Below are 26,646 nucleotides of genomic sequence, written 5' to 3' on the forward strand. Positions count from 1 at the left end.
ATTGGCTTTAACCAATCCTGACACCATTACAAACGATGCCCGCACCGCTGCTTGATGAGTGGCAATTGGGGCGTACCAACCGGAACCTTAATCCATGCGTACTTCCAAATGGGTGGTTGTGCTTTATAGCCTGATCGTTGCGATCGGCGTTATCATTGCCTTGCCCAACTTTTTCACCCAAAAGCAACTTGAGGCGATGCCGTCCTGGTTCCCGAAGCGTCAGGTCACGCTCGGCCTCGACTTGCGCGGCGGCTCGTATCTCGTGCTCGAAGTCGATGCAGCGAGCCTGAAGAAAGACCGTTTGCGCTCTCTGCTTGACGATGCCCGCAGCAAGCTGCGTGCCGAACGCATCCAGCCGCAGTCGATCCGTGCTGTCGGAGATGCGGTCGTCGTGACCATCCCTGATGCGGACCAGCGTTCCAAGGCGGAAACTGCACTTCGCACCTTGATTTCGCAGGTCAATACCAGCGGTTTCGGCACGGCGATCAACGACATAGATGTTGCCTCGAACGACAATCAGGTACGCCTGACCCTCACCGAAGCAGGTTTCAACTATCGTCTTGATGCCGCTCTTCAGCAGAGCCTTGAAATCATCCGTCAGCGCGTCGACCAGGTCGGCGTTGCAGAACCGTCCATCCAGCGCGTAGGCTCGGACCGTATCGTCGTTCAGCTTCCCGGTCTTCAAGACCCGGCGCAGCTTCGCCAGCTTCTCGGAAGCACGGCGAAAATGAGCTTCCATATGGTCGCCGATGCCAATCCGAACGATGCGCCGCCTCCGGGCGTGACCATCATGCCGGATTCCAAGGATCCGAACATCAAGTACCCGATCGAGGATCAGATCGCCCTTTCCGGCGAGCGTCTCACCGACGCGCGTGCAGGTTTCGACCAGCGCACCAACGAGCCGATCGTGTCTTTCCGTTTCGATAGCCTCGGTGCACGCCAGTTCGCGGACATTACGACGAAAAACGTCAATCGTCCGTTCGCAATCGTGCTCGATGGCAAGGTGCTAAGCGCCCCGGTCATCCGTGAACCGATCACCGGCGGCTCGGGCCAGATTTCCGGCAGCTTTACGGTTCAGGACACAGTTGTTCTTTCGGCACTCCTGCGCGCTGGCGCCCTGCCCGCTCCGCTGACCGTTATCGAAGAACGTACTGTTGGTCCTGATCTTGGCGGCGATGCCATCAAGATGGGTCTGATTACAGGTATCGTGGGCTTCGTACTCGTCGCGGTCTTCATCCAGCTCCTTTATGGCGTCTGGGGCACGATTGCCAACGTGGCGCTGTTGCTCCACACCTTGCTTACCTTCTCTGCCTTGAGCCTCATTGGCGCAACGCTGACATTGCCCGGTATCGCCGGTATTATTCTCGGTATTGGTATCGCGGTTGACGCCAATATTCTCATTAATGAACGTATCCGCGAAGAAACGCGACGCGGCCTCGGGGCCATGGCCGCGCTGGACAAGGGCTTCCATAGCGCCTTCTCTACCATTGTGGATGCTAACGTCACGTCCCTGATCTCGACCTTGCTGTTGTTCACCTTCGGCACAGGCCCGGTTCGCGGCTTTGCGATTACCATGATGCTCGGTATCGCGATCTCCATGTTCACTGATGTGACGTTGGTACGCATGGTCATGGCGTGGTACGTTCGCAAGCGTAAGCTGAAAGTGCTCGTCATCGAGCCGTTCCTGAAATTCGTTCCTGAGAAGACGAATATCAGCTTCATGAATGCACGCTTCATCGGCATTGGCGTCTCGATTGTGCTGTCTATTCTGTCCATTGGTCTGTTCTTCAAACCGGGATTGAATTACGGCATTGACTTCAAGGGCGGCATTCAGGCGGAAATCGTCACGTCACAGCCAGCCGATCTGGCGCAACTTCGCGCCAAGCTAGGCGCACTGGGTCTTGGCGAAGTAGCGCTTCAGTCAGCCGGTAGCCCAAATGATGTCCTGATCCGCGTCCAGCGTCAGGAAGGTGGCGAGGAAGCGCAGACCGTTGCCGTCAACAAGATGCGCGAAGCCGTGACCGAACTTGATCCAGGTGTGAAAATCGAGCGGACAGAAGTCGTCGGCCCGAAAGTCTCCGGTGAACTGGCCCGTTCAGGCTTCATCGCCGTCATCCTGTCGGCACTCGGCATGCTCATCTATCTCTGGTGGCGCTTCGAGTGGTTCTTTGCGATGGGCGCAATCATCACGCTTATCCTCGACACCACGAAGATGGTCGGCTTCTTCGCGCTGTTCCAGCTCGATTTTAACCTGACAGCTATCGCAGCGCTTCTGACCGCTATCGGTTACTCGGTAAACGATAAGGTCGTGGTTTATGACCGCATGCGTGAAAACATGCGTCTTTATAAATCAAAGCCGCTACGCGAGATTGTCGATATGAGTATCAATCAGGTGCTCGTCCGCTGTGTTTACACATCGATGACGACGTTCCTGTGTATGCTCCCGATGGCAATCTGGGGCGGTAGCGCGGTTCATAATTTTGCCGTGCCGATGCTGTTCGGTATCTTTATCGCTACATCGTCGTCGATCTTCATCGCCGCTCCGATCCTGCTTCTGCTCGGCAACTGGTGGCAGCACCGCAAGGAAGCCCATCAGGCAATTGAAGACAGCGCCGCAGCGCAGAAATAACCCGCTTGCCGGGCAAGGCTCAAGCTTTGCCCGGCTCCCACTTACATAATTGAAAAGCCAGAGGGGGAAGGCACCTGATGCCCCATGACACGCCTTTGATAGCGACAATCGTCATCGGGTTATGCCTGGCCTTCATCTTCGGTGCGATAGCCACCCGCCTGAAAATCTCCCCCCTCGTCGGCTATCTTCTGGCTGGTGTCATTGCTGGCCCGCACACGCCCGGATTCGTCGCTGATCAGGATCTGATTCTGCAGCTAGCCGAAATTGGCGTCATCCTGCTGATGTTCGGCGTCGGCCTGCACTTTTCCCTCAAAGATCTTCTTTCCGTCAAAGCCATAGCAGTACCCGGCGCGCTCGCGCAGATTGCAGCAGCCGCAGCCCTCGGCACGGGCCTTGGGCTCGCCCTTGGATGGGATGTACAGGCAGGTCTGGTTTTTGGCCTCGCACTTTCGACCGCCAGTACCGTCGTCCTGTTGCGCGCCATGCAAGAGCGCCGCCTGATCGACACCGAACGTGGACGCATCGCAGTAGGCTGGCTGATCGTCGAAGACCTTGCCATGGTCATGGCACTGGTGTTGCTTCCAGCAGTCGCCAGTGTAACCGGCCGTGCAGAAGGCTCAGCAGCGAGTGATCCTATCGTTTCATGGCTTGGCCTCGGCATTGGCGGCATCATCCTTCTCACCATTGCCAAGGTTGTTCTGTTTGTCGCCCTGATGCTCATAGTCGGGCGTAAGGTCATACCGTGGCTTCTGAACGTCGTGGCTCAGACCGGCTCTCGCGAACTGTTTCGTCTTGGTGTGCTCGCGATTGCGCTGGGCGTCGCTTTCGGCGCAGCCCATCTGTTTGGCGTTTCCTTCGCATTGGGCGCATTCTTCGCCGGCATGGTGATGAGCGAATCCGAACTCAGCCATCGAGCCGCGGAGGAGTCCCTCCCCTTGCGCGACGCTTTCGCAGTGCTGTTCTTCATCTCTGTCGGCATGTTGTTCGACCCGATGAGTCTACTTCGAGATCCGCTGCCCCTGCTCGGAACGCTCGCCATCATTCTGATCGGTAAATCGGTCGCAGCATTCTTCATCGTGCGCGCCTTCCGTCGCCCTGTCAGCACAGCGCTCACCATTTCGGCGAGCCTTGCGCAGATTGGTGAGTTCTCCTTCATTCTTGCGGGATTGGGCGTCAGCCTAAATCTCCTCCCGCCAGCCGGACGCGACCTCATTCTCGCAGGCGCAATCCTCTCGATTTTCCTCAATCCGGTCATGTTCATTGTCGCGGAACGGATGCGACCATGGATCGAAAAGCGAAGCAAAGGCGAAACGTCAGCCGGTGATAACACCAGTGCCGAACTCAGTATTTCCGAGCCCGAGCCATTGCCGCAGACTTTACTGACCGCACACACGATTATCGTTGGTTACGGCCAGATCGGCGAAAGGATCGCAGCAGGATTGCAGGCAGAGACGCCTTTTCTCGTCATTGAGGATTCGTCGAAAGTCAGCGCCTCGCTCAAGGATAAAGGCATCCAGGTTATTACAGGGAACGCCTCGGATTCAGATATACTGAAGGCGGCCAGTCCGGTAACGGCTCGAAACCTGGTTATTGCAATACCCAACGCTTTCGAGGCTGGGCGGGTGACGGCATTGGCCAGAGCCTCCAATCCGGAAATCAGCATCGTCGTGCGGGCCTGTTCAAAGGCAGAAGCACAATATTTGCATGATCTTGGCGCAGATTTCGTCATTCTGGGAGAAGAAGAAATCGCAGCAGCCATGGCAAAGGCAATCGGAACTGAGATCAAGAGGAAAAATACCGAAACCGTTTCAGAGGAAAACGAATTTCAGGCCGACGCATTAGGGATAGTATCGGGAGATGGGTCGACCGATATCATGGGCAAAAAAGGGGATGATATGAAGCATGAAGGCATGGTGACCGGTTGATGAAAGCAAAGGATTACATCTGGCCGGTCGTGGGTATTTGCGCAGTCGGTATTTCGGCTTGGCTTCTCTATCGCGAACTTCGCAGCATTTCGCTCGATGATGTTCTGGACAGTCTTTACGCCATCCGCGCCCATCATTGGGCACTCGCGGCGGCTTCAGCACTTCTGGCCTACAGTTCGCTTGCTGGTTATGATCGCATCGCGCTGCTGCACCTCAGACGCAAGATTTCCTGGCTGTTTATCGCGCTTTGCTCCTTCACCACCTACGCGCTGTCGCACAATATTGGCGCTTCAGTCGTCTCCGGTGCGGTCGTGCGTTACAGGGCATATTCTTCTCAAGGCATGCCCGGCAGCGAAATCGCCGTCCTCATCGCTTTCTGTTCATTCACATTCATTCTTGGTGTTGTCATTACTTCCAGCGTCGTTCTCCTGCTGGAGCCGCATATTCTCATGCGCTTCAACGAGGAACTGACACCAACCGTCTCCATCGTCATTGCGCTTTTGATGCTGGCATTCGTACTGCTTTATGTCTTCGGTAGCTGGCTGCGCCTGCGCCCGCTTCAGATCGGCAGTTTCCGTCTGGAATATCCGCGGCTGTCGGTTGTGGTGCAGCAGCTCATCGTCGCACCGCTGGAGCTGATCGGTGCCGCGGGTATCATTTATTTTGCCTTGCCAGAGGCCGGCAATCCCGGTTTCCTCATTGTTCTTGGCATCTTCCTGGTCTCATTCTCTGCAGCCCTGATATCGCACGCACCGGGCGGCCTTGGTGTTCTGGAACTCGTTTTCCTGACTGGCTTGCCGGATATGAATCAGGCTGATGTTCTGGCTGCGCTGATCGTCTTCCGTCTGCTCTACCTGCTTATCCCGTTCGCGATGTCGCTTGTGGTCGTGCTGGTCTTCGAGAAATCCCAGTTTCTCCTGCGCTGGAACGATAAACAGAGAAAATAGAAGCAGATAACGACGGAGCATATTTTTTACAAAACCCGCCATAATTTGAATTTGTTTTCCTTAAAATGGCGGCCATGGCCGCCTATCTTGGAACCAGTTTCGCAAACGGAACGAATTGCGAAATTAAACGCCCTCCCAAGGCTTTATCCAAGAGGAAAAACGCATGCCTGCGACATTGATCATCCCCGGCTACAAGGGATCGGAAGCAGGCCACTGGCAGCGCCAATGGTTGCATGACGATCCGTCAGCATTGCTCGTCGAACAGGACGACTGGCACTATCCGGTGCTATCCGACTGGATGCACGCACTCGAAGCCAAACTCGCCGAAAATCCGGGCGCCGTTCTGGTCGCCCATAGTCTCGGCTGCGCACTGGTCGCACATCTGGCCAGCCGACCGTCAGCAGCACATGTGGCGGGCGCCCTTCTCGTTGCACCTGCCGACGCGGAAACTATGGCCCGCAAGGACAGCCGTTTCCAGAGCTTTGCCCCGCTGCCGCGCCATGAGCTGGGCTTCCCTTCCATCGTCGTGGCAAGCCGCAACGATGAATATATGAGCTTTGCCAAAGCTGAAGCCCTTTCGCACGTTTGGGGATCGGGATTTGTCGATCTCGGCCATGCCGGCCATATCAACGTAGCAAGTGGTTTCAGTCGCTGGCCGGAAGGGATTATCCTTGCATCCTCTCTTCACAGAGAACCGGTAGCCAACACGCTTTCCCAAGCAGCGTGACCGTGAGAGCGGTTCCAGTCAAAATGGAACCGCTCCAGCTCTTTTGTATTTAAGCACCTTGCCTGCGTTCAAGCAGAACCTTCAAGACGAGCGTCAGAAGAGCGATCAAAGCGAGCGTCGAAGCCGCAGCGAATGCACCAGCGACATTATAGTCATTGAACAGTAGTTCCACCTGAAGCGGCAGCGTATTGGTCTTGCCTCGGATTGCACCCGAAACGACCGACGTTGCCCCAAACTCTCCCATCACGCGCGCATTGCAAAGCACCGCACCATAGAGCAAAGCCCATTTGATATTGGGCAAGGTGACATAGAAGAAGGTTTGCCAGGCATTGGCGCCAAGCGTCAGAGCCGCTTCTTCTTCATCGCTCCCCTGCACTTCCATCAGCGGAATCAGTTCACGCGCCACGAAAGGTGAAGTGACGAAGAGACTGACAAGGAAGATCGCCGGAACCGTAAACATCACCTTGATGTCATAAGTTTCCAGCAATGGCCCCAGCAAACCTTGCGATCCATACAGGAAGAGATAGGTCACACCGGCCACGATGGGCGAGACTGAAAACGGTATCTCAACGAAAGTGATCAGCAACCGCCGCCCCGGAAAACGGAACTTGGTTACAAGCCAAGCAACACAAACACCGAACGCCATATTGATCGGCACCACGACGATTGCTGTGAGAATGGTCAGCCAGACCGCATGCAATGTATCAGGCTTCAATATTTCACCGAAGAAGACATCGACGCCCTTGCTGAATGCGTAGGAGAAGATAATGGCCAGAGGCGCTCCAATGCAGACCACCGACAAGCCAGCCGCCAGCCAGATCAACAGATTGCGCACCGGTCCGGAATTTCGTGCCTGCAGGCTTGCGCTAGCGTTCGGCATAACGAAGCTGCCTTGCTTGAATGAGATTGGTCACAAGAAGCATCACGAAAGCCGTAACGAGCATCACGAATGCAAGTGCAGCGGCCGCAGGATAGTCATACTCGTCGAGTCGGATGAAAACGAGCAACGACGTCACTTCGGTTTCAAAGGGGAGATTGCCAGAGATAAAGACAATCGAACCAAACTCACCGAGGCTGCGGGCAAAGGAAAGCGACGAGCCTGCAAGGAAAGCTGGAAAGATGGTCGGCCAGATAATGTGTGAGAATGTCTGCCAGGAGCTGGCCCCAAGGCTGCGGGCAGCTTCTTCCACATCAGCACTCATATCTTCAAGCACCGGCTGAACCGTGCGGATAACGAACGGGATGCTGGTGAAAAACATCGCGATCATGATGCCGAGCGGCGCATAAGCAACCTTTATCCCGATCGGTTCAAGGAACCGTCCAAACCAGCCATTTTGGGCAAATAGCGTCACCAATGCCAGACCGGCTATGGCAGTCGGCAGCGCGAAAGGAAGATCGACGGCGGCATCGATCAGACGTTTGCCGGGAAATTCATATCGCGTCAGTACCCAAGCCAGCAGAAGACCGAACAAGCCGTTAAAAACGGTGGCCACTGCGGCTGCGCTCAGGGTGATCTTATAGGTCGCTAGCGCCCGATCTGAAGTCACAATGCTCCAGAAGTCACTCCAGCCAAGACTTGCCGTTTTCAGAATCATGGCCAGCAGTGGCAAGGCCACGATAACAGCCAGATAAAGCAAAGTGCAGCCGAGGGTCAGTCCGAACCCCGGCAGCACAGAATTACGTTTCATGCTTAGAAGCGCCACTGGATTTTTCCAAAAAGCAAGGCGATCCCGTTAGGGATCGCCAGTTGGCTCTGTTTACTTACCAGTGAAGAGCTGATCGAGCACTCCGCCTTCGGCGAAATGTTCCTTCTGCACCTTCTCCCAGCCACCGAAAGCATCTTCAACCGTCACGAGACGCACATCAGGATAGATGTCCTTGTGCTTTGCAATGACATCCTTGTCGTGCACACGGTTGAAGTTCTGAGCCAGAATTTCCTGACCTTCCGGTGAATAGAGATAGTTCAGATAGGCTTCCGCTGTCTTGCGCGATCCACGCTTGTCTACCACCTTGTCGACGACCGTAACGGGAAACTCCGCCAGCAGACTGACTTCTGGGACAACAACATCATACTTGTCCGGTCCGAGAACTTTCTCAGTCCCGCGTGTTTCAGCTTCAAACGTCACCAGCACGTCGCCAATGCCACGTTCGGCAAAAGTCGTCGTTGCTCCACGTCCGCCTGTATCGAAGACGGGAACATTCTTGAAAATCTTTCCGATGAACTCGTGTACCTTCGCCTGATCACCCTTGAACGCCTCGTTCGCGTAAGCCGTCGCAGCAAGATAAGTATAGCGCGCATTGCCTGAGGTCTTTGGGTTCGGGAAGATCACCTTCACATCGTCACGCGCCAGATCGTCCCAATTCTTGATGTTCTTCGGATTGCCCTCACGAACGAGGAATGCAGGGAGCGAATAGTAAGGCGAGGAGTTGTTAGGAAGCCGCTTCTGCCAGTCCGCGGGAATCAGATTACCCTTGTCATGGAGGACCTGAACGTCGGTCACCTGATTGAAGGTCACCACGTCCGCCTCAAGCCCTTCCAGAATAGAACGCGCCTGCTTGGAGGAGCCAGCATGGGATTGATTGACGGTCAAGTCCTCGCCGGTCTTGGTCTTCCAGTCAGCGATGAAGGCTTGATTGACCTGTTCGTAGAGTTCCCGCGCAATGTCATAGGAAACATTGAGTATTTCCTTCGGCTCCTGTGCCTGAACCGGTGCAGAGCCGAGACCGAGGGCTACCGCCGCATATAGAATAATTTTTCTCATTAGACCCATCCCCACCACGCTGTTTGCGAAAAGCGCTCTAAACTGGATTGTTTTCGGAAACAAATCTAACGAGAGAAGAGACAAAATCAATCTAAATCATTGATTTAAATATATAAACTACTTTTATCGCCATTCATGGAACCCGTACCCAAACCTCATGCTGGCGTGAGAAAATAATTCTCATCAGGAGCGAAACCATAAAATGAAATGCAAAAAGGCAGGAGACCTCCGTCTCCTGCCTTCATAACTTTCTTAGACTCTGGACTTACCAGAAACCGCGATGCTGCCAGCACCAGAGAAAGTTATGCTCGCCACGCTCCAGCCGACTACGGCGGCGGGCTGCAATCTCTTCCGCATTCAACTTCATCTCACTCCAAGGCCGCTCCAGAAAGCCCGGAACACGCAAAACCGTATTCTTCATTTTCGTAGCGAGCAGCTGAACGGTTCGCTTCATGCCTGGCCTCCTCATTGCCTTACGCTCAAATATCATCGCGTTTTCGCCGCAACAATGAACGATAGGTTAATTTTGAAGGCTTCTCGGCTTTTGTCAATAACCCACTTATTTTATCGGAGTTAACTGCGTGAAATAATTTGCGAGCCAGACCAAACAACCCGCAAATTCATTCCTGTTAAACCTCATAGTCGGATGAGGGGACAATGCGTACCTTGCCGATATGACGACCATTCATCGACTCAATCTTGAACTCCAGGCCATCGGCAACGAAGCTTTCTCCACCCAAAGGCAGGTGTCCGAGATGCCAGAGAACATAGCCAGCAAGGGTAGTATAACGGTCACCGTCATCCAGAAGGTCGCGTTCCAGAAGGCCGCTTAACCGGCGAATATCGGTAAAGCCGTCTACAAGATAACCACCCTGCCCGTCCGACTGCGCGACAGCCGCCTCTTCGTCTTCATCCGGGAACTCACCAGCAATGGCTTCCAGAACGTCGGTCGGCGTCACGACACCTTCGAAAGAGCCATGCTCATCGACGACGACTGCGATCTGGACAGGTGAATTACGCAACTGCTCCATAACGCGCAGCACGTTTGCATTTTCATGCACGACAAGCGGCTGCTTTACGATCTTGTCCCAGTCGACAGGCTTCTTGTCACCAATGTCGAGCAAAAGGTCCCGGACCAACGCCACACCGATGAACTCGTCCACCTGACGGCGCGCGACGATGACGCGAGAATGTGACAGCTCCCGAATGGCCGCATCAAGTTCTGCTTCGTCTTCATCGAGGTCAAGCCACTCGATCTCGTTGCGCGGCGACATGATGGAACGCACAGGTCGATCAGCCAGATCAAGAACGCCGCGGATCATTTCCTTTTCTTCCGGCAGGAAGACATCACTGGCCGCTGTCTGCTGGGCAATCACGTCAACCGTGTCGGAAAGCGGGCTTTCGCCGCGACTGCCACCGAGTAGACGCAGGACGGCACCCGCAGTGCGCTCTCGCAGATCGTTGGTCGTGACCAGCTTTTCGCGATTGTGTCGCGACATCTGGTTGGCCGCTTCGATCAACACCGAGAAGCCGATCGCCGCATAAAGATATCCCTTTGGAATATGGAAGCCGAAACCCTCCACGACCAGACTGAAACCGATCATCATCAGGAAGCCAAGACACAGGATGACAACGGTGGGGTGTTTGTTGACAAAATCCATCAGCGGCTTGGAAGCAAGCATCATCACGCCGATGGCGATAATGACAGCAATCATCATGACCGGCAGATGCTGAACCATGCCCACAGCCGTGATGACACTATCCAGCGAGAACACGGCATCAAGCACGACAATCTGAACGATCACCTGCCAGAACACAGCATGTACGACCTTGGAACTCTTAGGCCCATGATCACCCTCCAGCCGCTCATGCAGCTCCATCGTGCCCTTGGCAAGGAGAAACAGACCACCAATTAGCATGATGATGTCTCGGCCCGAGAAAGACATTCCCATCAGCGAAACCAATGGCTCACGGAGGGTGACGATCCAGGAAATCGACGCCAGCAACACCAGACGCATCAAAAGAGCCAGAGTAAGGCCGATAAGTCGCGCGCGATTACGTTGGTGTGGGGGCAGTTTGTCGGCCAGAATGGCAATAAAGACGAGATTGTCGATACCGAGAACAATCTCGAGCACCACCAATGTCACCAAACCTATCCAGGCATTGGGGTCGGCAATCCAGTCCATGGACCAGTCCATGATGTGTCGGCTCCTTTAAAGATCAGCAGAAATGGAAATTGGGAAATTCGTCGCAACAGCTTTGTGACCGGGCTGCATTTGTGCAGTCCAGTCTCTTCCGGGCGCAGTCTATCGGGAATTGTTCAATGCGCTGGAAGCCCGAACACCCCTCCGGGGAATTCGGACTTCGAGAAGACGAATCGTCAGAACTGTCGTCGGGCATAAAGCGCGATGAACCTTATATGAGGTGTCGCGAGGCCTGAATCCTCAGCCACACCGGTTGCCACATGGAACATATGGTCTGTTATTATGCAGACCGAAGCCTGTAGCACAAGAGGTCGATTATTCGGCTGGAGAGACCTGAACGCGGCGCTTACGCTCCCGACGTGGACGAGCTTTGAAAAAGCGCACACCGATAACCGTCGCAATGATGGTGACGATAGTGATTCCGATCACGAACCAGAACATGTGATCGCCATCCATTCTGGCGAAAACGCCTGCTCCACGACCTGCCAGCCAGCCCGGAAGGAACATCAGCGGAGCCCATACAAGCGCGGAGAGGACATTGGCTGTCTGGAAGCGCGTCTGATCCATAGACATCATACCGGCAACCATCGGCACGGTACAGCGCACGGGGCCGAAGAAACGACCAAGGAACACTGCAGAAAAACCATAGCGACGGAAGAGAAGGCGTGCACGCGCCACACCGCTGCGGTGCTTGTTGAGCGGCCACTTGTGAATAATATTGCGGCCCAGCCACCAGCCCAGGAAATAGGAGATGATATCGCCAATCACTGCGCCGATAATCGCACCGATTATAACGGGAATGGGTTCGATGATTCCGGCACCCACGAGGCCGCCAATAGCGATCATGATCGGCGTAGCTGGAATGAACATTCCTATAATGGCGAGAGATTCGCCGAAGGCGATAACGCCCACGATAGGCCCAGCCCATGCCCGATGATCGGAAATAAACTGTCCGAGATCGCCTATTATACTTTCCATTCCGTCCTCAAATGTCGCGAACCGGATTTTGAAACGATATGAGCCGTTTCTGTTTTCTTCGGCAAGGGCAACCCGGTGCATAAAGCGCCTTGCTCTGACAAATCTTAGGGGCGGCGCCGGTGTCCGTGACTTCAGAACCACTACCAACCGATCAAGTCTTTTATATGCCGTAGTTTCTCAGACAAGCATCAATAATTGATGACATGGCTGCGACATTTGCAGCGTGACTCTACTCCCTGAACGAAACCTCCCCACCGCACGTATTAGTCCAGCATCGGCGAATATGGAGCCGCAGGGTTCCGCTTACAACGCCGAAAACGTGAAAAAATGAATCAAATCAAGAATCTCTCATTTTTGATTCTCAAAAGAGCGACCAGAAAACACAACCAGAATGCACATACCCTGAAAAAGACACCGGTAACGCGCAGATATGGATTTTCGGAAGGCCCGCATTTCCGGGCTTTTTACGCAAGCTGTTATTTTTTTCAGAAATTTTGCAGTTGGAGGCTGGACAGGTGGAAAAGAGGCCGTTATAGAACCGCTCACTTCACCGGGGCCGCTGCCTCGGCAAAGCGAGTGGGTGATTAGCTCAGTTGGTAGAGCAGCTGACTCTTAATCAGCGGGTCGTAGGTTCGATCCCTACATCACCCACCATTTTCTCTTCTGAAAACAAACGCTTCCGCTGATAACTGATCCTGATGGATCAGAAAAATTCTTCTCGCCCGAACGAATATGTGTCTCAGTGCCTGCGGATGATTTTTCGCTTTGGAGAATGCTTCAGCTCTGGTTTGCTCATACACTCCCCAATACATTACCGATAATTAATTGGCATATTCATATGCGGTTCATCTAAAAAGACAGACATTACTCGCACGCCTTTTAGCGGCGCCCCTGTAAAGAGTAATGGAGTCAAATTGCCATGAAATCGAAGACCGCATTTATCGCTGTAATTGCAACATCTTTGCTTGCTGTACCCGCACTGGCACAAGAAAATAGCAGTGCAAATACTGATAAACCGGCAGCAGAGACGGCCGTTGCCCCAAACAAGGACATGAAGGGCAAGCGTGGCCCTGTCGACCTTGATAAATTCTCACGCATGGATGACCTCAAGGCCGCCGATACCGATGGCGACGGCGTACTTTCTCGCGCCGAAATCGAAGCACTGGCACTCAAGCGCATCGTGAGCCGGGCAGCTGACCGCATGGAGCGTCGCCTCGACGTCAATGGTGATGGCAAGGTTACGCTTGCGGAAGTGGAAAATCAGCGCAAGAAGGAATTCGCTGCACTGGATCGAAATGAGGATGGCAAAATCGATCGTAGCGAAATGCGCGCCGCGAAGATGCATCACCAAGCCAGAGGCTCTCACCACAAAGGTCCACATCATATGGGCAACCACAAAGGTGGTGAGCACAAAGGCTCGATGAAGGATCAGGCAGAGAAGCCACAGGAATAAAGCTGAAATAAAAAAACCCGGGCTCAATGCCCGGGTTTTTCATACACCGATGTCAATTTAACCGTTCAAGAGCGGATGACACCCTTCTTGAAAATGATATTGCCATAAAGCCGCTTCTCACCGGTCCGAATGATCGCGAACGCATCGCGAGCGCGGTGATAAAAAGCAAATCTTTCAACTGGATCGACGGAAATCTTTCGCCCTTCAGCCTTTTCTATGACCGATTCAAATTCCTTGAAAATCGCCGGCGTTTCATTGGGCGCCTGCATGACGGCGGCTGGCTTGTCGACAAAATCGTCCAAAGGCAACAGCGACAACACAGCCTCGGCCATATCCGTTGCAGTGATCCCCGGAAAGTCCAGCACGTGGACACCAGAGGACTGCGCCGGATAATTGGCATCAACAATCACGAGATCGTCTCCGTGCCCCATATCGGCAAGAACCTCGAGCAGCGAGCCGGTCAGCAATGGATTGATATTCTTCAACATAAGACGTCAGTTCCTATAAAAATTCTGTCGCCTCACACTAAACAACTCGCTTTCAGAATCGCAAGGTCCAAGTGTTGGAAGGTGACCGGTCTTATCTCGTGGTCGGGTCCAGCTTGTCGCGTAGCCAATCACCCACAAAGCTGATCGACAGCGTCGTGAACATGATCACAAATGACGGCGCGAGCATGATCCACGGTGCGCGAGTGAGATATTCGCGACCATAACCAACCATATTACCAAGGCTGGTCATCGGCGGCTGCACACCGAGGCCCAGAAACGAGAGGCTGCTTTCAAGGAGAATAATCTCCGGGAATGTCAGCGTCATCGAGACGATTAGCGTTGAAGCAATGTTCGGGAGGATGTGTTTGAGATACACTCGCGACGGCGTAGCGCCGAGCTGGGTAACCGCTGCTGCATAACCCTGTGCATTCGCTGAGACAGCCAGCCCACGCGCGATACGGGCATAACGTTCCCAGCCGTAGAAGCCCATCAGGCAGGTCAGCAAAAGAAGCGAGCTTCCGAAAAATGCCAGCACGGCAAGAGACAAAATCAGGAATGGCAACGCCGCCTGAAAATCAGCCAGCATGACCACAACCTGCTCCACCGCGCCTCGAAAATAAGCTGCGAGAAAACCGAGTGTCGTCCCGAACACCGCTGAAATGATCGTCGCACCAAACGCGATGAGCAGCGAAATGCGAATGGATTCGATAAGGCGTGAAAGCACGTCACGTCCCAGCTCATCGGTACCCAGCCAATGCTGTGCGTTCCCCGGCAGTGCGAGGCGGTTTTTCAGGTCAAAGGCTGTGATGTTGTAGGGTTTTATCCAGTCCGCAGTCAGCGCAATCAGGATCATTGCGGCGATCCAGATAAAGCCGATGATAACCATCAGCGGAATGCTTTTACGGCTCTTTTTCGGTTGCGTGGAAACAGTGGCAGTATTGGCGGTCATATCCGTCATCGGTTCAGCCTCACGCCTTGCCCTGCGCCTGACGCAGACGCGGATCGAGATAACCATAGAGAAGATCAACAATGAAATTGGAGATCACCATCGTCGCGGCCACGAGAAGCAATATGCATTGCACGATAGCAAGATCGCGATTGGCTACCGAAACCACGAGCAGTCTGCCCACGCCTGGCCAAGAAAAGAGCGATTCAACCACCACCGCACCTGCAATCAGCGATCCGACCATAAATCCGACGATAGTGACAATCGGAATGGCCGCGTTAGGCAGTGCATGACGCCAGACAACATTTCGCCAGGACACACCTTTGGCGCTCGCCGTGCGAATATAGGGCTGCCCCAGAATCTCGATCATTGCGCTGCGGGAGAACCGCGCCAGAATGGCCGCGCCGCCGAGCCCCATGGTGATTATGGGTAGAATGGCATGCATCCAGCTGTCCTGCCCGCCCGAGGGCAACCAGCCCAACGAAACCGAGAACACCAGCACGAGCAACAAGCCAAGTACAAAACTCGGTAAAGTGAAGCCGATGACGGCAGTAGCCATGACAGCCCGGTCTATGAAGCTGTTGCGATGCAACGCAGCATAAATTCCGGCCGGAATGCCAAGCCCAAGTTTGATCAACAATGCCGGTATCGTAAGTTGAAGCGTCGCGGGAATGCGCTCGGTCACCAGTGCGATTGCAGATTGACCATCGCGCATCGATATCCCAAGATCGCCGCGCACAATAGCGCCGAAATAGCGCAAATATTGCTGCCAGAGCGGATCATCGAGCCCCCAGTTCTTCCGGAAGGCAGCTATCGCTTCCGGTGGCGCGTCCGGTCCCATGATGATCTGGGCCGGATCACCGGACATACGCAAAACGACGAAAGCGAATGTCACCACAAGAAGAATGGTCACAAATGCGCGAACCCCGCGAACCATCAAAAATCTAAGCATGAATATTGTCCGTCTGCAGGCTTCCTGCAAAATGGCAGGCCACTTTGCGTCCCGCTGGCATGTCGAGAAGTTCAGGTGTCTCGCTGCTGCAGCGCGGAGCCGCGAAACGGCAACGGGGGTGAAACGCACAGCCATTAGGTCGCGCGGCAGGGTTCGGCGGCTCTCCCTGCAGGATGATGCGATTACTGAGAGGAATTCCAGCGACAGGGACACTGGACACCAGCGCCTGCGTGTAGGGGTGAAGCGGTTTGGCAAAAATCTCGTCCGAGGACGCCTCTTCGACGATCCGGCCCAGATACATGACCGCAACACGATCCGAAATATTGCGTACCACCTTCAGATCATGGCTGATGAAAACCATGGCGATGCCTTCGCGTTCCTGCAAATCGCGCAAAAGATTCACAACCTGCGCCTGAATGGAAACATCCAGCGCCGATACAGGTTCGTCGCAAACAATGAGTTGCGGCTTGCATGCGATGGCGCGTGCAATGACGACACGCTGGCGCTGCCCGCCTGAAAGCTCATGCGGATAGCGCGAAGCCTGATCGGGACGAAGGCCGACCGCTCGCATCAGCTCTGCAACACGCGCTTTCTGCTCAGCAGCGATTCCAATTCCGTGAATCTCCAGTGGCTCAGCAATCTGACGGCCAATCGGCAACCGTCGGTCCAAAGCTGCCAGAGGGTCCTGATAGACAAGCTGCATACGCGCCCGCAAAGCGCGCCAGCTTGCGGTTTTCTGGCGAGGTAGGGCTGAACCTTCAAACGTCACCTCTCCCTCGCTGGGATCTTCCAGACCGAGAAGCAGCCGCCCGGTCGTGGATTTACCCGAACCGGACTCGCCAACAATGCCCAGTGTTGTCGCCGGAGCGACCGATATGGAAAGCCCGTCGACCGCGCGCACCGCGACCGGTTTTGCGAACGGACCTTTGCGCGATGTGTAGGTTTTGACAAGGTCGCGAGCTTCGATGAGAGCGGCTGTCATTGTGCTATTGCCCTTGTGCTCGCCGGGGTTGAAATATGGCCGCCGATGGACGGCAGCAAATACGACGCGGCCGAATAGGGATGAAAACAGGCGACCATACGCCCCTCACCGGCATCGTCCTGCGGAACACCGAGTCTGGGGAGGCTTCGCGCGCAGAGATCATTCGCGCTCAAGCAGCGTGGCGAAAATGCGCAACCTTGCGGAAGCTTGCCCGGCTCAGGAACTGTGCCCTCAATGGGGATCAGACGATTGCGCCCGCTATCAAGGTTCGGAATGGAATCGAACAGGCCGTGCGTATAAGGATGGCGCGGAGCAGCAAAGAGTGCTTCGGTCCGGGCCTGTTCAACGATACGCCCGGCATACATGACGGAAACACGTTCGCAAATTTGCGACACTGCACCAAGATCATGGCTGATAAAGACCACAGCCATGCCGGTTTCCGCACGCAATGCAGCCAATAGATCAAGAATTTGAGCCTGAATCGTAGCATCAAGTGCTGTCGTGGGCTCATCCGCGATAAGGATATCAGGATTGCCCGCCAGCGCCATGGCAATCATCAAACGCTGGTTCTGGCCACCGGAAAATTCGTGCGGATAATTATCGATGCGGCGACGGGCATCGGGTATTCCCACCAGTTCCATCAATCGCAAAACTTCTGATCGGGCTGCAGGTCCTCTCAAATTGCGATGAAGCCGCACGGCCTCCTCAATCTGGCGCCCGACCCGAATAACCGGATTTAGGGAACTCGATGGATCCTGAAAGATCATCGCAATACGGCCACCCCGAACACCTTCGAGCGTGCTGCGCGATGCGGTCAGCAATTCTGTTCCTTCAAGGAGAACACTACCGGAGATCGACGCCTTTTTCGGCAAGAGACCGAGCGCTGCCAGCCAGGTGACAGACTTGCCGCAGCCGGACTCCCCGACTAATCCGACAGCTTCGCCTCGCTCAATCGAAAGGTCGATACCATGCAGAACCGGTACGCCATCAAAGGCCACTTTGAGATTGGAAATTTCGACCAGCGGCATCATGCAATCCTTCTGGTTCATTCACAGTCGCGGGGTTTGAAACCCCAAAGGAAAAGCGAGCCCGATTGAACCGGGCTCGCCTCTACAAATGGATCAGGCCCAGTTGTTTTTGCGGAAGTCCATCGCGAAAGCGGGCGCCGCCTTCCACTTCAATGACTTCGGCTTGGCGGTGAAAGTCGCGTTCTGGTGGAGGACGGTGTAGGCTGGATCTTCACGTTCGCAGATTTCCAGCATCCGCTTGAATGCTTCCTTGCGCTTGGCGTGATCCGTGCTCGTTTCCATAATGACGGAAAGCTTGTTCGCCTCCTCATTCGTCCATTCACCAACCTGTTGCTGCTGACCGTTCGGACCATGCTGGCTGACGATAGACGAAACCGGATCGTTGAACGGTGCGGAGTTGGACCAGTCGCGTACGGCACGCCCCGGGCTCTTCTCCAGAACCTGCTGCCAGTTTTCCTGCATCTGAATTTCGACGTTCAGCCCCACCTGGTTCCACATCTCCACAAGGATCTGCGCGGTTGGGGTCTGGTTCGTGTAGTAGTTGTTGAGCAGGCGGTAAGGGATGGCATCGCCCTTGTAACCGGCTTCCTTCAGAAGCTGCTTGGCGAGATCCGGGTTATATTCCGGAACACTCCAGCCCTGAACTAACATATCGCCATAGTAGTCCCACTGGAGACCAGCCGGAACGACCGTACGACCGGCCCACAACGAATCCACGATCGCCTGACGGTCGATCGCATGGGTAAATGCGCGACGCACCAACGGATTTTCCAGCTGCGGATGGAACTTGTCGAACACAGTTAGACGGTGGTTGAGGATCGTACCGCCCTGAACCTCGAAAGCGTCATTCTTTTCGATACCTTCGATCTGATCCGGTGGAATATCGCAGGCAAACTGATATTCGCCCGAGAGCAGACCATTGATGCGGGAGGCAACTTCCGGCACCTCGATGAAACGGATTTGCTTCAGCGGTGGGCGTCCACCCCAATATTCGTCGTGAGCTTCGAGCACCAACATGTTGTCCGGCTTGAACTCGACAACCTTGTAGGGCCCGGTGGTAACCGGCTTGCGCGCCCAGTCGAGATAGCTAGGCGACTCTTCCCAGCCACGACGACTCATAATCTGGCTGCCGTAACGGGAGATACGGCCTTCCATGGTGACGTCTGGCGTACCGTTCTTGAAGCGCACCGTGTATTTGTCGACAATTTCGACACCCAGCAAGGCTGGCCAGGAACGACGGGCCGTCGCTGGCACTTCAAGCGGCAGTTCCTTGCTTTCACGACCGAGCGGATTTTTCTCCGTGACGTAAATCGTCTTGCCTTCGGCTGGTTGCGTGTCGCCAAACATGCGCTCCTTGCCAAAAGTGAAGGCAACGTCTTCGGCGGTCATCTCATCGCCATTGTGGAACTTCACCCCCTGACGGAGCTTTAGCTCAACCGTCTTGTCATCGATGCGGGTCCATTCGGTCGCAAGACCAGGCACAGCCGAAAGACCGCCCAGCCAGTCGCGGTCGATCAACGCCTCCCAGATACTGGAAAAGAAAACGCGTTCGCCGACATTCGACTGTTCGCGAAGAACGTCGAGCGTGTTGCTGTTTGCCACCTTCTGCACAGCAATAGTGATCGATGGGCGATTGTCAGCCTGTGCGATTGCAAATCGCGGCAGGACGAGCGAACCGGCGGCACCGGCTGAAAGGCCAAGCATCCCGCGTCGGGTCAGATTGATCATTTGGTTGCTCCTGAGATCAATGGTTGCGCGTTGTCAGCCCTTGCGGGCCGGATCTGTAATGGGTCAGTGTCCGGTCGGCATGAGACAGCCGCCACGACAAAGCCTTCTGGGCGTAGTCGCGAACGAGAGCCGCATAAGCGGGGTCTTCAGCCAGGTTGTTGAATTCGTGCGGGTCCGCCTTCAAATCGAAGAACAGCGGCGGCAGGGCCGCAAAATGCACGTACTTGTAGTTTTCGTCCTCGATCACGCAGAGGCTGCAATCATCCTGGGAGAGCTGTACCGAGTTCTGCGGCTGATCGTAGAAGACGTCGCGGAAATCGAACTCGTAATGCAATTCTGTGCGCCAGTCGGCGGGTTTCCCCTCACCCAGAAACGGCAGCAGCGAACGCCCGTCGCAAGCGCGCGGCGTTTCCCCGCCGAGCCATTCGAGGATGGTTGGCATGACATCGATGCTTTCGGAAAACCCATCTTCGATCTGGCCAGCGTGCCGGTTCTCTCCCGCATCCTTTATAACCAAAGGAATACGGAAACTTTCGTCGTTGTAGCCGATCTTGCCGAGCAGATGATGATCGCCGAGCTGCTCGCCATGGTCGCTGGTGAAGATGATTAGTGTGTCGTCCCACTGACCAGTTTCATCAAGGTAAGCGAAGACCCGCCCCAGACAATCGTCGATTTCCGTAATCAGGCCGCAATAGGTGGCGCGCATCTGGCGAATCTCGCCTTCGTCCAGCGTTGCGCCGGAGCCTTCCGCCCCATGGAAAAACGAACCACGCCTGATATGATCGATATAGTGCTTCATAAGCGGGTGCTGTGCCGCTTCGGCGTCCGGACTTTCCGCGCGAACCGGCGCAGGCATATCTTCGGCCTTGTACATCGCATGATAAGGCGCGGAAGCGACGAATGGCGGGTGCGGGCGGTAGTAACCGAGATGCAGGAAGAAGGGCTTGCCGTCCCTGCCCTTCAGATATGTCAGCGCACGTTCGGTGAAGAATGTAGAATCCGAGAATTCCTTCGGGATACGCGACGGTTTGTCGGTAGCACCGGGAACGGAATGCTCACCTTCTGGCAGCCAGATATCTTCCCGGTTCTCCGGCAGTTCAAAACCGTTCTGCGCCACCCAGCCGAAATATCCGTCCATATTGGGTTCGAATGCGCCCACTGAGCGAAACCCGTCCATGATATCGCCAAGAACCGTGAAACGCGGATCTCTTGGGGACGTCGAACGCGGGTCAGGCGTCGTCGTCGTGTAACCAATGAGCGCGGGATCATAGCCGATGGCGCGGAGGGCTTTGCCGAGGTTCAAATGGCGCTGATCAAGCGGAACAGTGTTCTGCACTGCCCGATGGTTCATCAGGTAAAGGCCAGTAAGCAGGCTTGCCCTTGCTGGTCCACATGGCACACAGGTTGTGACGTGGTTGCGGAAGGTCAAGCCTTCCCGGCAAAGGCGATCAAGATTGGGAGTTTTGAGGAAGGGGTCGCACCCCTCCGCCCGCATCAGGTGGGGGATAAAATCTGCTCGCCATTGATCAACGACGATAAGCAGGACATTTTTTCTGGTCATGTTGGCCTCGTTATTTCCGAGGCTTACTAGGACCCTTATATATCAAGGGCATGACCCTTGTGTAATGTTTTGGTGAAGCTCTGATTACAGAAACGCCGGCCAAAGGCCGGCGTTTCGCTCAGATCAGCGGAATAGTCGATCATTCCGCCTTGGCTTCGATATCGACCTTGTCGAGCAGCAAGGTCGGATCCTGCGATGCAGCTACCATTTCGAGAGCGCCAATGCCTTTTTCGGCTTTCGACTTGACAGTCAGCTCGAAAATATTCGGCTTAGCCAGGAACGTCGAAAACGCCGTCGCAACATCCTGCAACTGTGGCTGCTCCGCTGCCAGCTCTTGCAGAGCGGCTGCAGCCATCAGAGACATCGTGCCGCGTACTTCGTCTTCCGACATATCTTTTTCTTCGGCATAAATTTTGATCGCGTTGGCGATAATGCCCTTTTCCTCAACCTTCAGGTTTACCTGCTTGGCCTTGAGCCCGAGCAGAGCGACCTGCATCATCACCTTATCGCCAGAGAAGAATTCCTTCGTCAGGCCGCCCATCAAACCAGACATGGATACGGAACCCATATCCTTACCGCTGATCGAAATGTCCTTGATGATCAGATCCTGATTTGCCTCATCCCAGCTTGCTTCGAAGTTTGAAGACATGGTGAGACTATCATAGCCAAGCTTCCGAAGCTGCTGGTAGAATTCGTCATCAGCCTGTGTCGGCACTTTGATCGACATGTCTTCGTACGCGACGCGCACATCGGTCGGAATACCGTTGTAAGGCTTGTTGAGAGCGACTTCATAGCTCTTCATGGCAAACTGAATGCGTTCAGGCAGCGAAGGAACCGACGATTCTTCGGTTGCAGCCTGCTCTCCCTCATCCGCATTTTCCTCGCCTGCGTCCACATCTTCAGACTTTTCGTATGGCAGATCGGCGTCGATCCCCACTACCCGAAGCGTGCCGAATTCCGGAAGCATGGTCGTGAAAGGGAAGTTTTCAACTTCGTCCTCATTCAGCGCCGCAAACTTCTTCAAGGCTTCGACTGAAGTCGCCCAGGAGAAGCCCTTCAAGGAAGCTTCCTCCATCTTCATGTAGTCCTGACCTTCGGAGAAGGCCAAGCCTTTGATGGTCGCATCCATCTTCTGATTGTCGAAAGCAACTGCGACGCGTTCGATACCGCCCTTGCCTTTCGATGCATCAGTTGGCTCGATCTTCATGCCGAGCATTTCGACATCGCCCTTACCGATCGTGTCGAACAGGGAACTCAACTGAAGAATAAGCTCGCGCGTCTCTTCCTGTGAAAGTTCGTCCGCATTTTCGAGAGACTGGAGCTTCTCCAAGGTTTCGGTGAACGGTACGGCGGGCATACGAGCCGTGAAACCGTTGCTGCGAATCTCATCGTAGCTGAAGTTCGCATCCTTCGTCTTCATGACGATGTTCTTCGCCGAAAACGGGCCATAGACCGGCTTTGCTTCCTTATCGTCCGGGCCTGCCTTTTCGGTATAGAGGCGGGCGAGGAAGACACCATCAATGTCTTTGCCCTCTGCGGCACCCATGGTGCCTGTCATCTTGTCCGTGACTTTTTCGCCGTCTTCACCCGGCACTTGGATCGTGAAGTCGAAAATCGTGCCGCCCGCCGTATAACGAGCAACCTTACCGAGGTTGATATCTTCCAGCGCAACGTCTTTATAGACGATGTTCTGTTCGTTATTCGCGACTGTCTGGACAACCTTGATTTCCTGCGCAGTCAGGCGCTTTGCCGAGAAACGACCAACGCGTTCCGGCAGCGTCAGACCACTATTGCCGAAAGTATCCTTCAGCATGGCTGTATCGAAATTAGCGTCTTCGATTGCCACGCTTGGAATGGAAATCTTGTAGTTTCCGATCTCCGTATCAATGCCCGACGCATTCAACATGCCGGTCAGGAACAGAAACTTGGGGCGACCGTCAACCGAAGCGATACGAACGTTGGAGCCATCCTTCAACGGCAACGTCACGTCGCGCAGATGAATACGTCCGAGAAAGTCGGCTTCGACGGAAGATGCTTTGCCGCCACGCTTCTCAAGCTGCGACGTGATCGTCTTCTCAAGTGTGATCTTGTATCCGGTCAAACCGGCGGCAGCGATAGCGATTACCGCAACTGCCGCCCACAGCGCCTTGCGCCCACCCTTACGGGTTCCGTTCTTTGCCTGCTCCACGATGCTGGTCCTTTCAGCGCAAATTAAAACGGTGTCTGTGCAAGCCATTGCCAGAACGAATTCGCTGACGAAAGGGAGGTTTCGACATCGCGTAAATACGGCTGAAACAACTGCTTAAAACACACAGCCTGAATCGGTCAGGCAGACAGATGCTCTAACTACCTGAAATTGCAAGCGCAAGCAGGATCGTAAAAGTTCCTCACAATATTTTTGGGCTTTCTCAAGCAATACTCGAACACGGCAACACAAAAATCATTGGTAATTTCAACGAAATACCTTCCGCGCCATTTCAGCTATTGAACCGGTTACTATCCCGTTCATTCAAACACACAGATACTATCAAACGCTCAAAGCGGCTGATCGGGATGCGGAGATGAACCGTAAGCGCCCCAAATGGATTGATCGAAATTCACGATAGCGCCAGTCATCAAGCCGGATTCTTCCGAAGCCAAAAATACTATCGCGCGGGCAACTTCGACTGGTTCAATCAGCCTTCCGAAAGGCTGGCTCTTAGCCGCTTCATCCAGCCAGTTCTCCGGCGCATTGTGAAACTCGCGTTGGATACGGTCTTCGCCGTCTGATGCCATCCAGCCAATATTCAGGCTATTGATGCGAATACGATTGCGCAAAACCGAATAGGCTACGTTGCGGGTCAGTGTGTCCAACGCCCCCTTGGAAGCGCAATAGGCTGCAATGAAAGGCTGGCCGCCCATGGACGACATCGAAGAAATATTGACAATCGTTCCCTCGATCTTGTCGCGCCGGAACAGCTCTATCGCTTCTTGAATGAGGAAGAATGGCGCTCGTGTATTCACCGCAAACAAACGGTCGAACAATTCCGGGCTCGTATCCAGAATAGTGCCCCGATCCGTCAAACCAGCAGCGTTTACGAGAACGTCAAGCCTTCCAAAAACACGGTCGGCTTCCGAAACGATCCTGCGGCAGTCTTCCACCTTCTCAAGATCAGCCTGCACGAAGACCGCTTTGGCTCCGAGATTTGCTAACTGATCGACTTGCGCTAGCCCTTTTTCAACCGAACGCCCGCATATAACGAGACCTTTGGCGCCTCTCTCTGCAAACAGTTTCGCAGTTGCTGCGCCAAGCCCTTGCGTGCTTCCGGTAATGACGGCAACTTTGCCATTGAATTGTCCGTTCATTCTACGCTCCGAAAATCCCGGTCAGACCCGACCGCCCAGTTCAGCAGTCAGGTCGGCGAGTTCCTGCCCACCTGCCATGAGGCTTTGCAATTCGTCCATGTCCACATCGTTCTTCGTTCGCGTTCCAAGCGTTATCCCGCGATTGAGAACTGTGAATTTGTCACCGACCGCATGAGCATGACGGACATTGTGCGTAATGAAGATCACACCCAGCCCGCGTGAGCGCACCAGATTGATGTATTTGAGAACCATCGCCGTTTGCCGGACCCCCAGCGCGGAGGTCGGTTCATCGAGGATCAGCACTTTCGCGCCGAAGTAGACGGCGCGGGCAATCGCCACACACTGCCGCTCACCGCCGGAAAGCGTTCCGACAGCCTGCTGCGGGTCACGGACATCGATCCCGATCTTGCGCATCTCCTCACGCGTAACTTCTTCCGCCTGCTGCGTATCGAACCAGCGTATTGGGCCGATGCCCTTGGTCGGTTCCCGTCCCAGAAAGAAATTCCGCATGACCGACATTAGCGGGATCATCGCAAGATCCTGATAAACTGTCGCAATCCCATGATCGAGCGCATCGCGCGGACTGTTGAAGGTGACGGGCTTTCCTTCGACCAGAAAGTCGCCGCTGGTCGGCTTGTGCACGCCAGAAAGCGTCTTGATCAGCGTTGATTTACCGGCACCATTGTCGCCAAGCAGGCAATGGACCTGCCCCGGCTCGACACTCAGCGAGACGCCGTTCAACGCTATGACGGGGCCGAAATGTTTAACGAGATTGCGAACTTCGATGATGGGTGTCGTCATGGCAAATCTCCCTCTCAGCGCTCGCCGGTCGCACGCTTGCGAATGAAATTGTTGAAGAGCACCGCGATCAGAAGCATTCCTCCCAGGAAGACCAAATACCAGTCCTGATCGATCTGGGTATAGGTCAGCCCGATCAGAACCATGCCGAAGATGATCGCGCCGAAGAACGCACCAATTGCAGAACCATAACCGCCGGTCAGCAGACAGCCGCCAATGACTGCAGCGATAATCGCCTCGAACTCCTTCTGGAAGCCACGGCGCGCATCGGTTGAACCGGCATCCAGAACGGTAAGAATAGCCACCAATGCCGCAGCCATTGCCGTGCACATGAATAGCGTTGTCTTGACGCGACGGACAGGAACACCGGAATTGCGTGCAGCCAGAGCATCACCGCCGGCCGCGAAAATCCAGTTGCCAAAGCGTGTGCGTACCAGCACATAGGTTGCAATAAGTGCGATGGCGATGAACCACAGAACCTCGACCGGCACGCCTTTTACCGAAGGCTCACCATTGGGAAATTTGTCAATCAGATCGTTTTCAGCCATCCAGGCGAAAAGTCCCTGAAAAGCATCGCCGGAAAACAGGCCTGCCAGATAACTGCCCGCTACAGCTTCCTTCACGCCACGCAGCTGCGTAGCGCCACCTGTTGCCCATTTCAGCCCGACCAGCGACAGACCACGCAAAATGAACAGGAATGCGAGCGTCACAATAAATGATGGCAATCCAGTACGGATAACAATCTGCGCATTCACCATCCCCACGAAAGCGGCGAACAGCAGCGTGACGATGATGGCGACACCGAGCGGCACCTGCCAGACGACCAGAGCAGCGGCAAAGATCAGGCCTGCAAAAGCTACCATCGAGCCGATAGACAGGTCGAATTCACCACCGATCATAAGAAGCGCTGCGGCGACTGCCAGAATGCCGAGCTGCGAAGCAGGAGCCATGAAGTTCATGATGCCGGCAGCAGTAAACATCGCCGGATTGGCAACTGAAACGAAAAAGACCGTAATTAGGATCAGGCCGGATACCGCTCCTAATTCCGGTCGGCTCAGGAGCCGTTGCATTGGGCTCGCCGACTGAAGCCGCTCATCCTTCGATAGCGCCGCTGTGTTGGCCTTTTCATGGGGAAGTGGCTCACTCATGATCTTCTCCTGATGCATTCTGGGCACAGAGACCCGTTCCCGCCC

At 54.7% G+C, this 26,646-nt stretch carries 22 protein-coding genes and 1 tRNA gene; 6 read left to right on the plus strand and 17 right to left on the minus strand.

The features are described from left to right. The first annotated feature begins 94 nt into the window (after nt 1–94). The 4 genes from secD (at nt 95) to LJ361_RS17125 (ending at nt 6,228) form a co-directional block, all read left to right on the plus strand. Nucleotides 95–2,629 (plus strand): protein translocase subunit SecD, encoded by a 2,535-nt coding sequence (gene secD, locus LJ361_RS17110; protein ID WP_012091842.1) that lies wholly within the window; start codon nt 95–97, stop codon nt 2,627–2,629. Between the two features lie 77 nt (nt 2,630–2,706). Next, nucleotides 2,707–4,554: a YbaL family putative K(+) efflux transporter gene (gene ybaL / locus LJ361_RS17115; RefSeq protein WP_010659820.1), complete on the plus strand. Its 1,848-nt coding sequence runs from the start codon at nt 2,707–2,709 to the stop codon at nt 4,552–4,554. After that, a complete protein-coding gene (locus LJ361_RS17120) occupies nt 4,554–5,501 on the plus strand; it encodes a lysylphosphatidylglycerol synthase domain-containing protein (protein WP_010659819.1) in 948 nt (315 codons plus the stop codon). Before ybaL ends, LJ361_RS17120 begins: the two co-directional genes overlap by 1 nt. A gap of 163 nt (nt 5,502–5,664) precedes the next feature. Continuing rightward, nucleotides 5,665–6,228, plus strand: coding sequence for an alpha/beta hydrolase (locus LJ361_RS17125; RefSeq protein WP_010659818.1), 564 nt, complete (start codon nt 5,665–5,667; stop codon nt 6,226–6,228). A gap of 49 nt (nt 6,229–6,277) precedes the next feature. Here the strand turns inward: LJ361_RS17125 and cysW are convergent, their stop codons facing one another. From cysW to LJ361_RS17155, 6 genes are all read right to left on the minus strand, one after another. Next, the gene (cysW, locus tag LJ361_RS17130; protein ID WP_010659817.1) at nt 6,278–7,108 is read right to left on the minus strand and encodes a sulfate ABC transporter permease subunit CysW; all 831 of its coding nucleotides are present in this window, start codon (nt 7,106–7,108) and stop codon (nt 6,278–6,280) included. Beyond that, the gene (gene cysT, locus LJ361_RS17135) at nt 7,095–7,916 is read right to left on the minus strand and encodes a sulfate ABC transporter permease subunit CysT (RefSeq protein WP_010659816.1); all 822 of its coding nucleotides are present in this window, start codon (nt 7,914–7,916) and stop codon (nt 7,095–7,097) included. Before cysT ends, cysW begins: the two co-directional genes overlap by 14 nt. Before the next feature lie 69 nt (nt 7,917–7,985). Then, the gene (locus LJ361_RS17140) at nt 7,986–8,990 is read right to left on the minus strand and encodes a sulfate ABC transporter substrate-binding protein (RefSeq protein ID WP_010659815.1); all 1,005 of its coding nucleotides are present in this window, start codon (nt 8,988–8,990) and stop codon (nt 7,986–7,988) included. Between the two features lie 265 nt (nt 8,991–9,255). Continuing rightward, nucleotides 9,256–9,444, minus strand: a complete 189-nt coding sequence (locus LJ361_RS17145) for a hypothetical protein (protein ID WP_010659814.1) — start codon at nt 9,442–9,444, stop codon at nt 9,256–9,258. 175 nt (nt 9,445–9,619) lie between these two features. After that, nucleotides 9,620–11,188, minus strand: coding sequence for a TerC family protein (locus LJ361_RS17150; RefSeq protein WP_010659813.1), 1,569 nt, complete (start codon nt 11,186–11,188; stop codon nt 9,620–9,622). A gap of 321 nt (nt 11,189–11,509) precedes the next feature. Beyond that, nucleotides 11,510–12,172, minus strand: coding sequence for a DedA family protein (locus tag LJ361_RS17155; RefSeq protein WP_010659812.1), 663 nt, complete (start codon nt 12,170–12,172; stop codon nt 11,510–11,512). 578 nt (nt 12,173–12,750) lie between these two features. On the opposite strand from LJ361_RS17155, the gene LJ361_RS17160 reads away from it, so the two are divergent. Together LJ361_RS17160 and LJ361_RS17165 are read left to right on the plus strand one after the other, a co-directional pair. Further along, nucleotides 12,751–12,826, plus strand: a tRNA-Lys gene (locus LJ361_RS17160). Between the two features lie 265 nt (nt 12,827–13,091). Next, nucleotides 13,092–13,625, plus strand: coding sequence for an EF-hand domain-containing protein (locus LJ361_RS17165; RefSeq protein ID WP_010659811.1), 534 nt, complete (start codon nt 13,092–13,094; stop codon nt 13,623–13,625). 65 nt (nt 13,626–13,690) lie between these two features. On the opposite strand, the gene LJ361_RS17170 is transcribed toward LJ361_RS17165, so the two are convergent. The 11 genes from LJ361_RS17170 to LJ361_RS17220 all read right to left on the minus strand — a co-directional run bounded on the left by LJ361_RS17170 (nt 13,691) and on the right by LJ361_RS17220 (nt 26,601). Further along, nucleotides 13,691–14,113: an RbsD/FucU family protein gene (locus LJ361_RS17170; RefSeq protein ID WP_010659810.1), complete on the minus strand. Its 423-nt coding sequence runs from the start codon at nt 14,111–14,113 to the stop codon at nt 13,691–13,693. 91 nt (nt 14,114–14,204) lie between these two features. After that, nucleotides 14,205–15,071 carry an ABC transporter permease gene (locus LJ361_RS17175; RefSeq protein ID WP_010659809.1) on the minus strand — a complete coding sequence of 289 codons (867 nt, stop codon included), beginning with the start codon at nt 15,069–15,071 and terminating at the stop codon, nt 14,205–14,207. 10 nt (nt 15,072–15,081) lie between these two features. Continuing rightward, a complete protein-coding gene (locus LJ361_RS17180) occupies nt 15,082–16,011 on the minus strand; it encodes an ABC transporter permease (protein ID WP_010659808.1) in 930 nt (309 codons plus the stop codon). After that, nucleotides 16,004–16,993 (minus strand): ABC transporter ATP-binding protein, encoded by a 990-nt coding sequence (locus LJ361_RS17185; protein ID WP_010659807.1) that lies wholly within the window; start codon nt 16,991–16,993, stop codon nt 16,004–16,006. The genes LJ361_RS17180 and LJ361_RS17185 overlap by 8 nt, the downstream gene beginning before the upstream one ends. Then, nucleotides 16,990–18,024, minus strand: a complete 1,035-nt coding sequence (locus LJ361_RS17190; protein ID WP_010659806.1) for an ABC transporter ATP-binding protein — start codon at nt 18,022–18,024, stop codon at nt 16,990–16,992. Before LJ361_RS17190 ends, LJ361_RS17185 begins: the two co-directional genes overlap by 4 nt. Nucleotides 18,025–18,114: 90 nt before the next feature. Continuing rightward, nucleotides 18,115–19,749: an ABC transporter substrate-binding protein gene (locus tag LJ361_RS17195; protein WP_264812067.1), complete on the minus strand. Its 1,635-nt coding sequence runs from the start codon at nt 19,747–19,749 to the stop codon at nt 18,115–18,117. A gap of 16 nt (nt 19,750–19,765) precedes the next feature. Then, entirely contained in the window at nt 19,766–21,310 is a 1,545-nt protein-coding gene (pehA, locus tag LJ361_RS17200) for a phosphoric/sulfuric ester hydrolase PehA (RefSeq protein ID WP_029376076.1), read from the minus strand. Between the two features lie 139 nt (nt 21,311–21,449). Continuing rightward, nucleotides 21,450–23,498, minus strand: coding sequence for a hypothetical protein (locus LJ361_RS17205; protein WP_010659802.1), 2,049 nt, complete (start codon nt 23,496–23,498; stop codon nt 21,450–21,452). Between the two features lie 347 nt (nt 23,499–23,845). Then, nucleotides 23,846–24,655: an SDR family oxidoreductase gene (locus tag LJ361_RS17210; protein WP_010659801.1), complete on the minus strand. Its 810-nt coding sequence runs from the start codon at nt 24,653–24,655 to the stop codon at nt 23,846–23,848. Between the two features lie 21 nt (nt 24,656–24,676). Continuing rightward, entirely contained in the window at nt 24,677–25,456 is a 780-nt protein-coding gene (locus tag LJ361_RS17215) for an ATP-binding cassette domain-containing protein (protein WP_010659800.1), read from the minus strand. Between the two features lie 14 nt (nt 25,457–25,470). Further along, entirely contained in the window at nt 25,471–26,601 is a 1,131-nt protein-coding gene (locus LJ361_RS17220; RefSeq protein ID WP_010659799.1) for an ABC transporter permease, read from the minus strand. Nucleotides 26,602–26,646: the final 45 nt, after the last annotated feature.

Origin of the sequence: Brucella sp. JSBI001 (assembly GCF_026014005.1) — a bacterium.
GTDB lineage: Bacteria > Pseudomonadota > Alphaproteobacteria > Rhizobiales > Rhizobiaceae > Brucella > Brucella anthropi.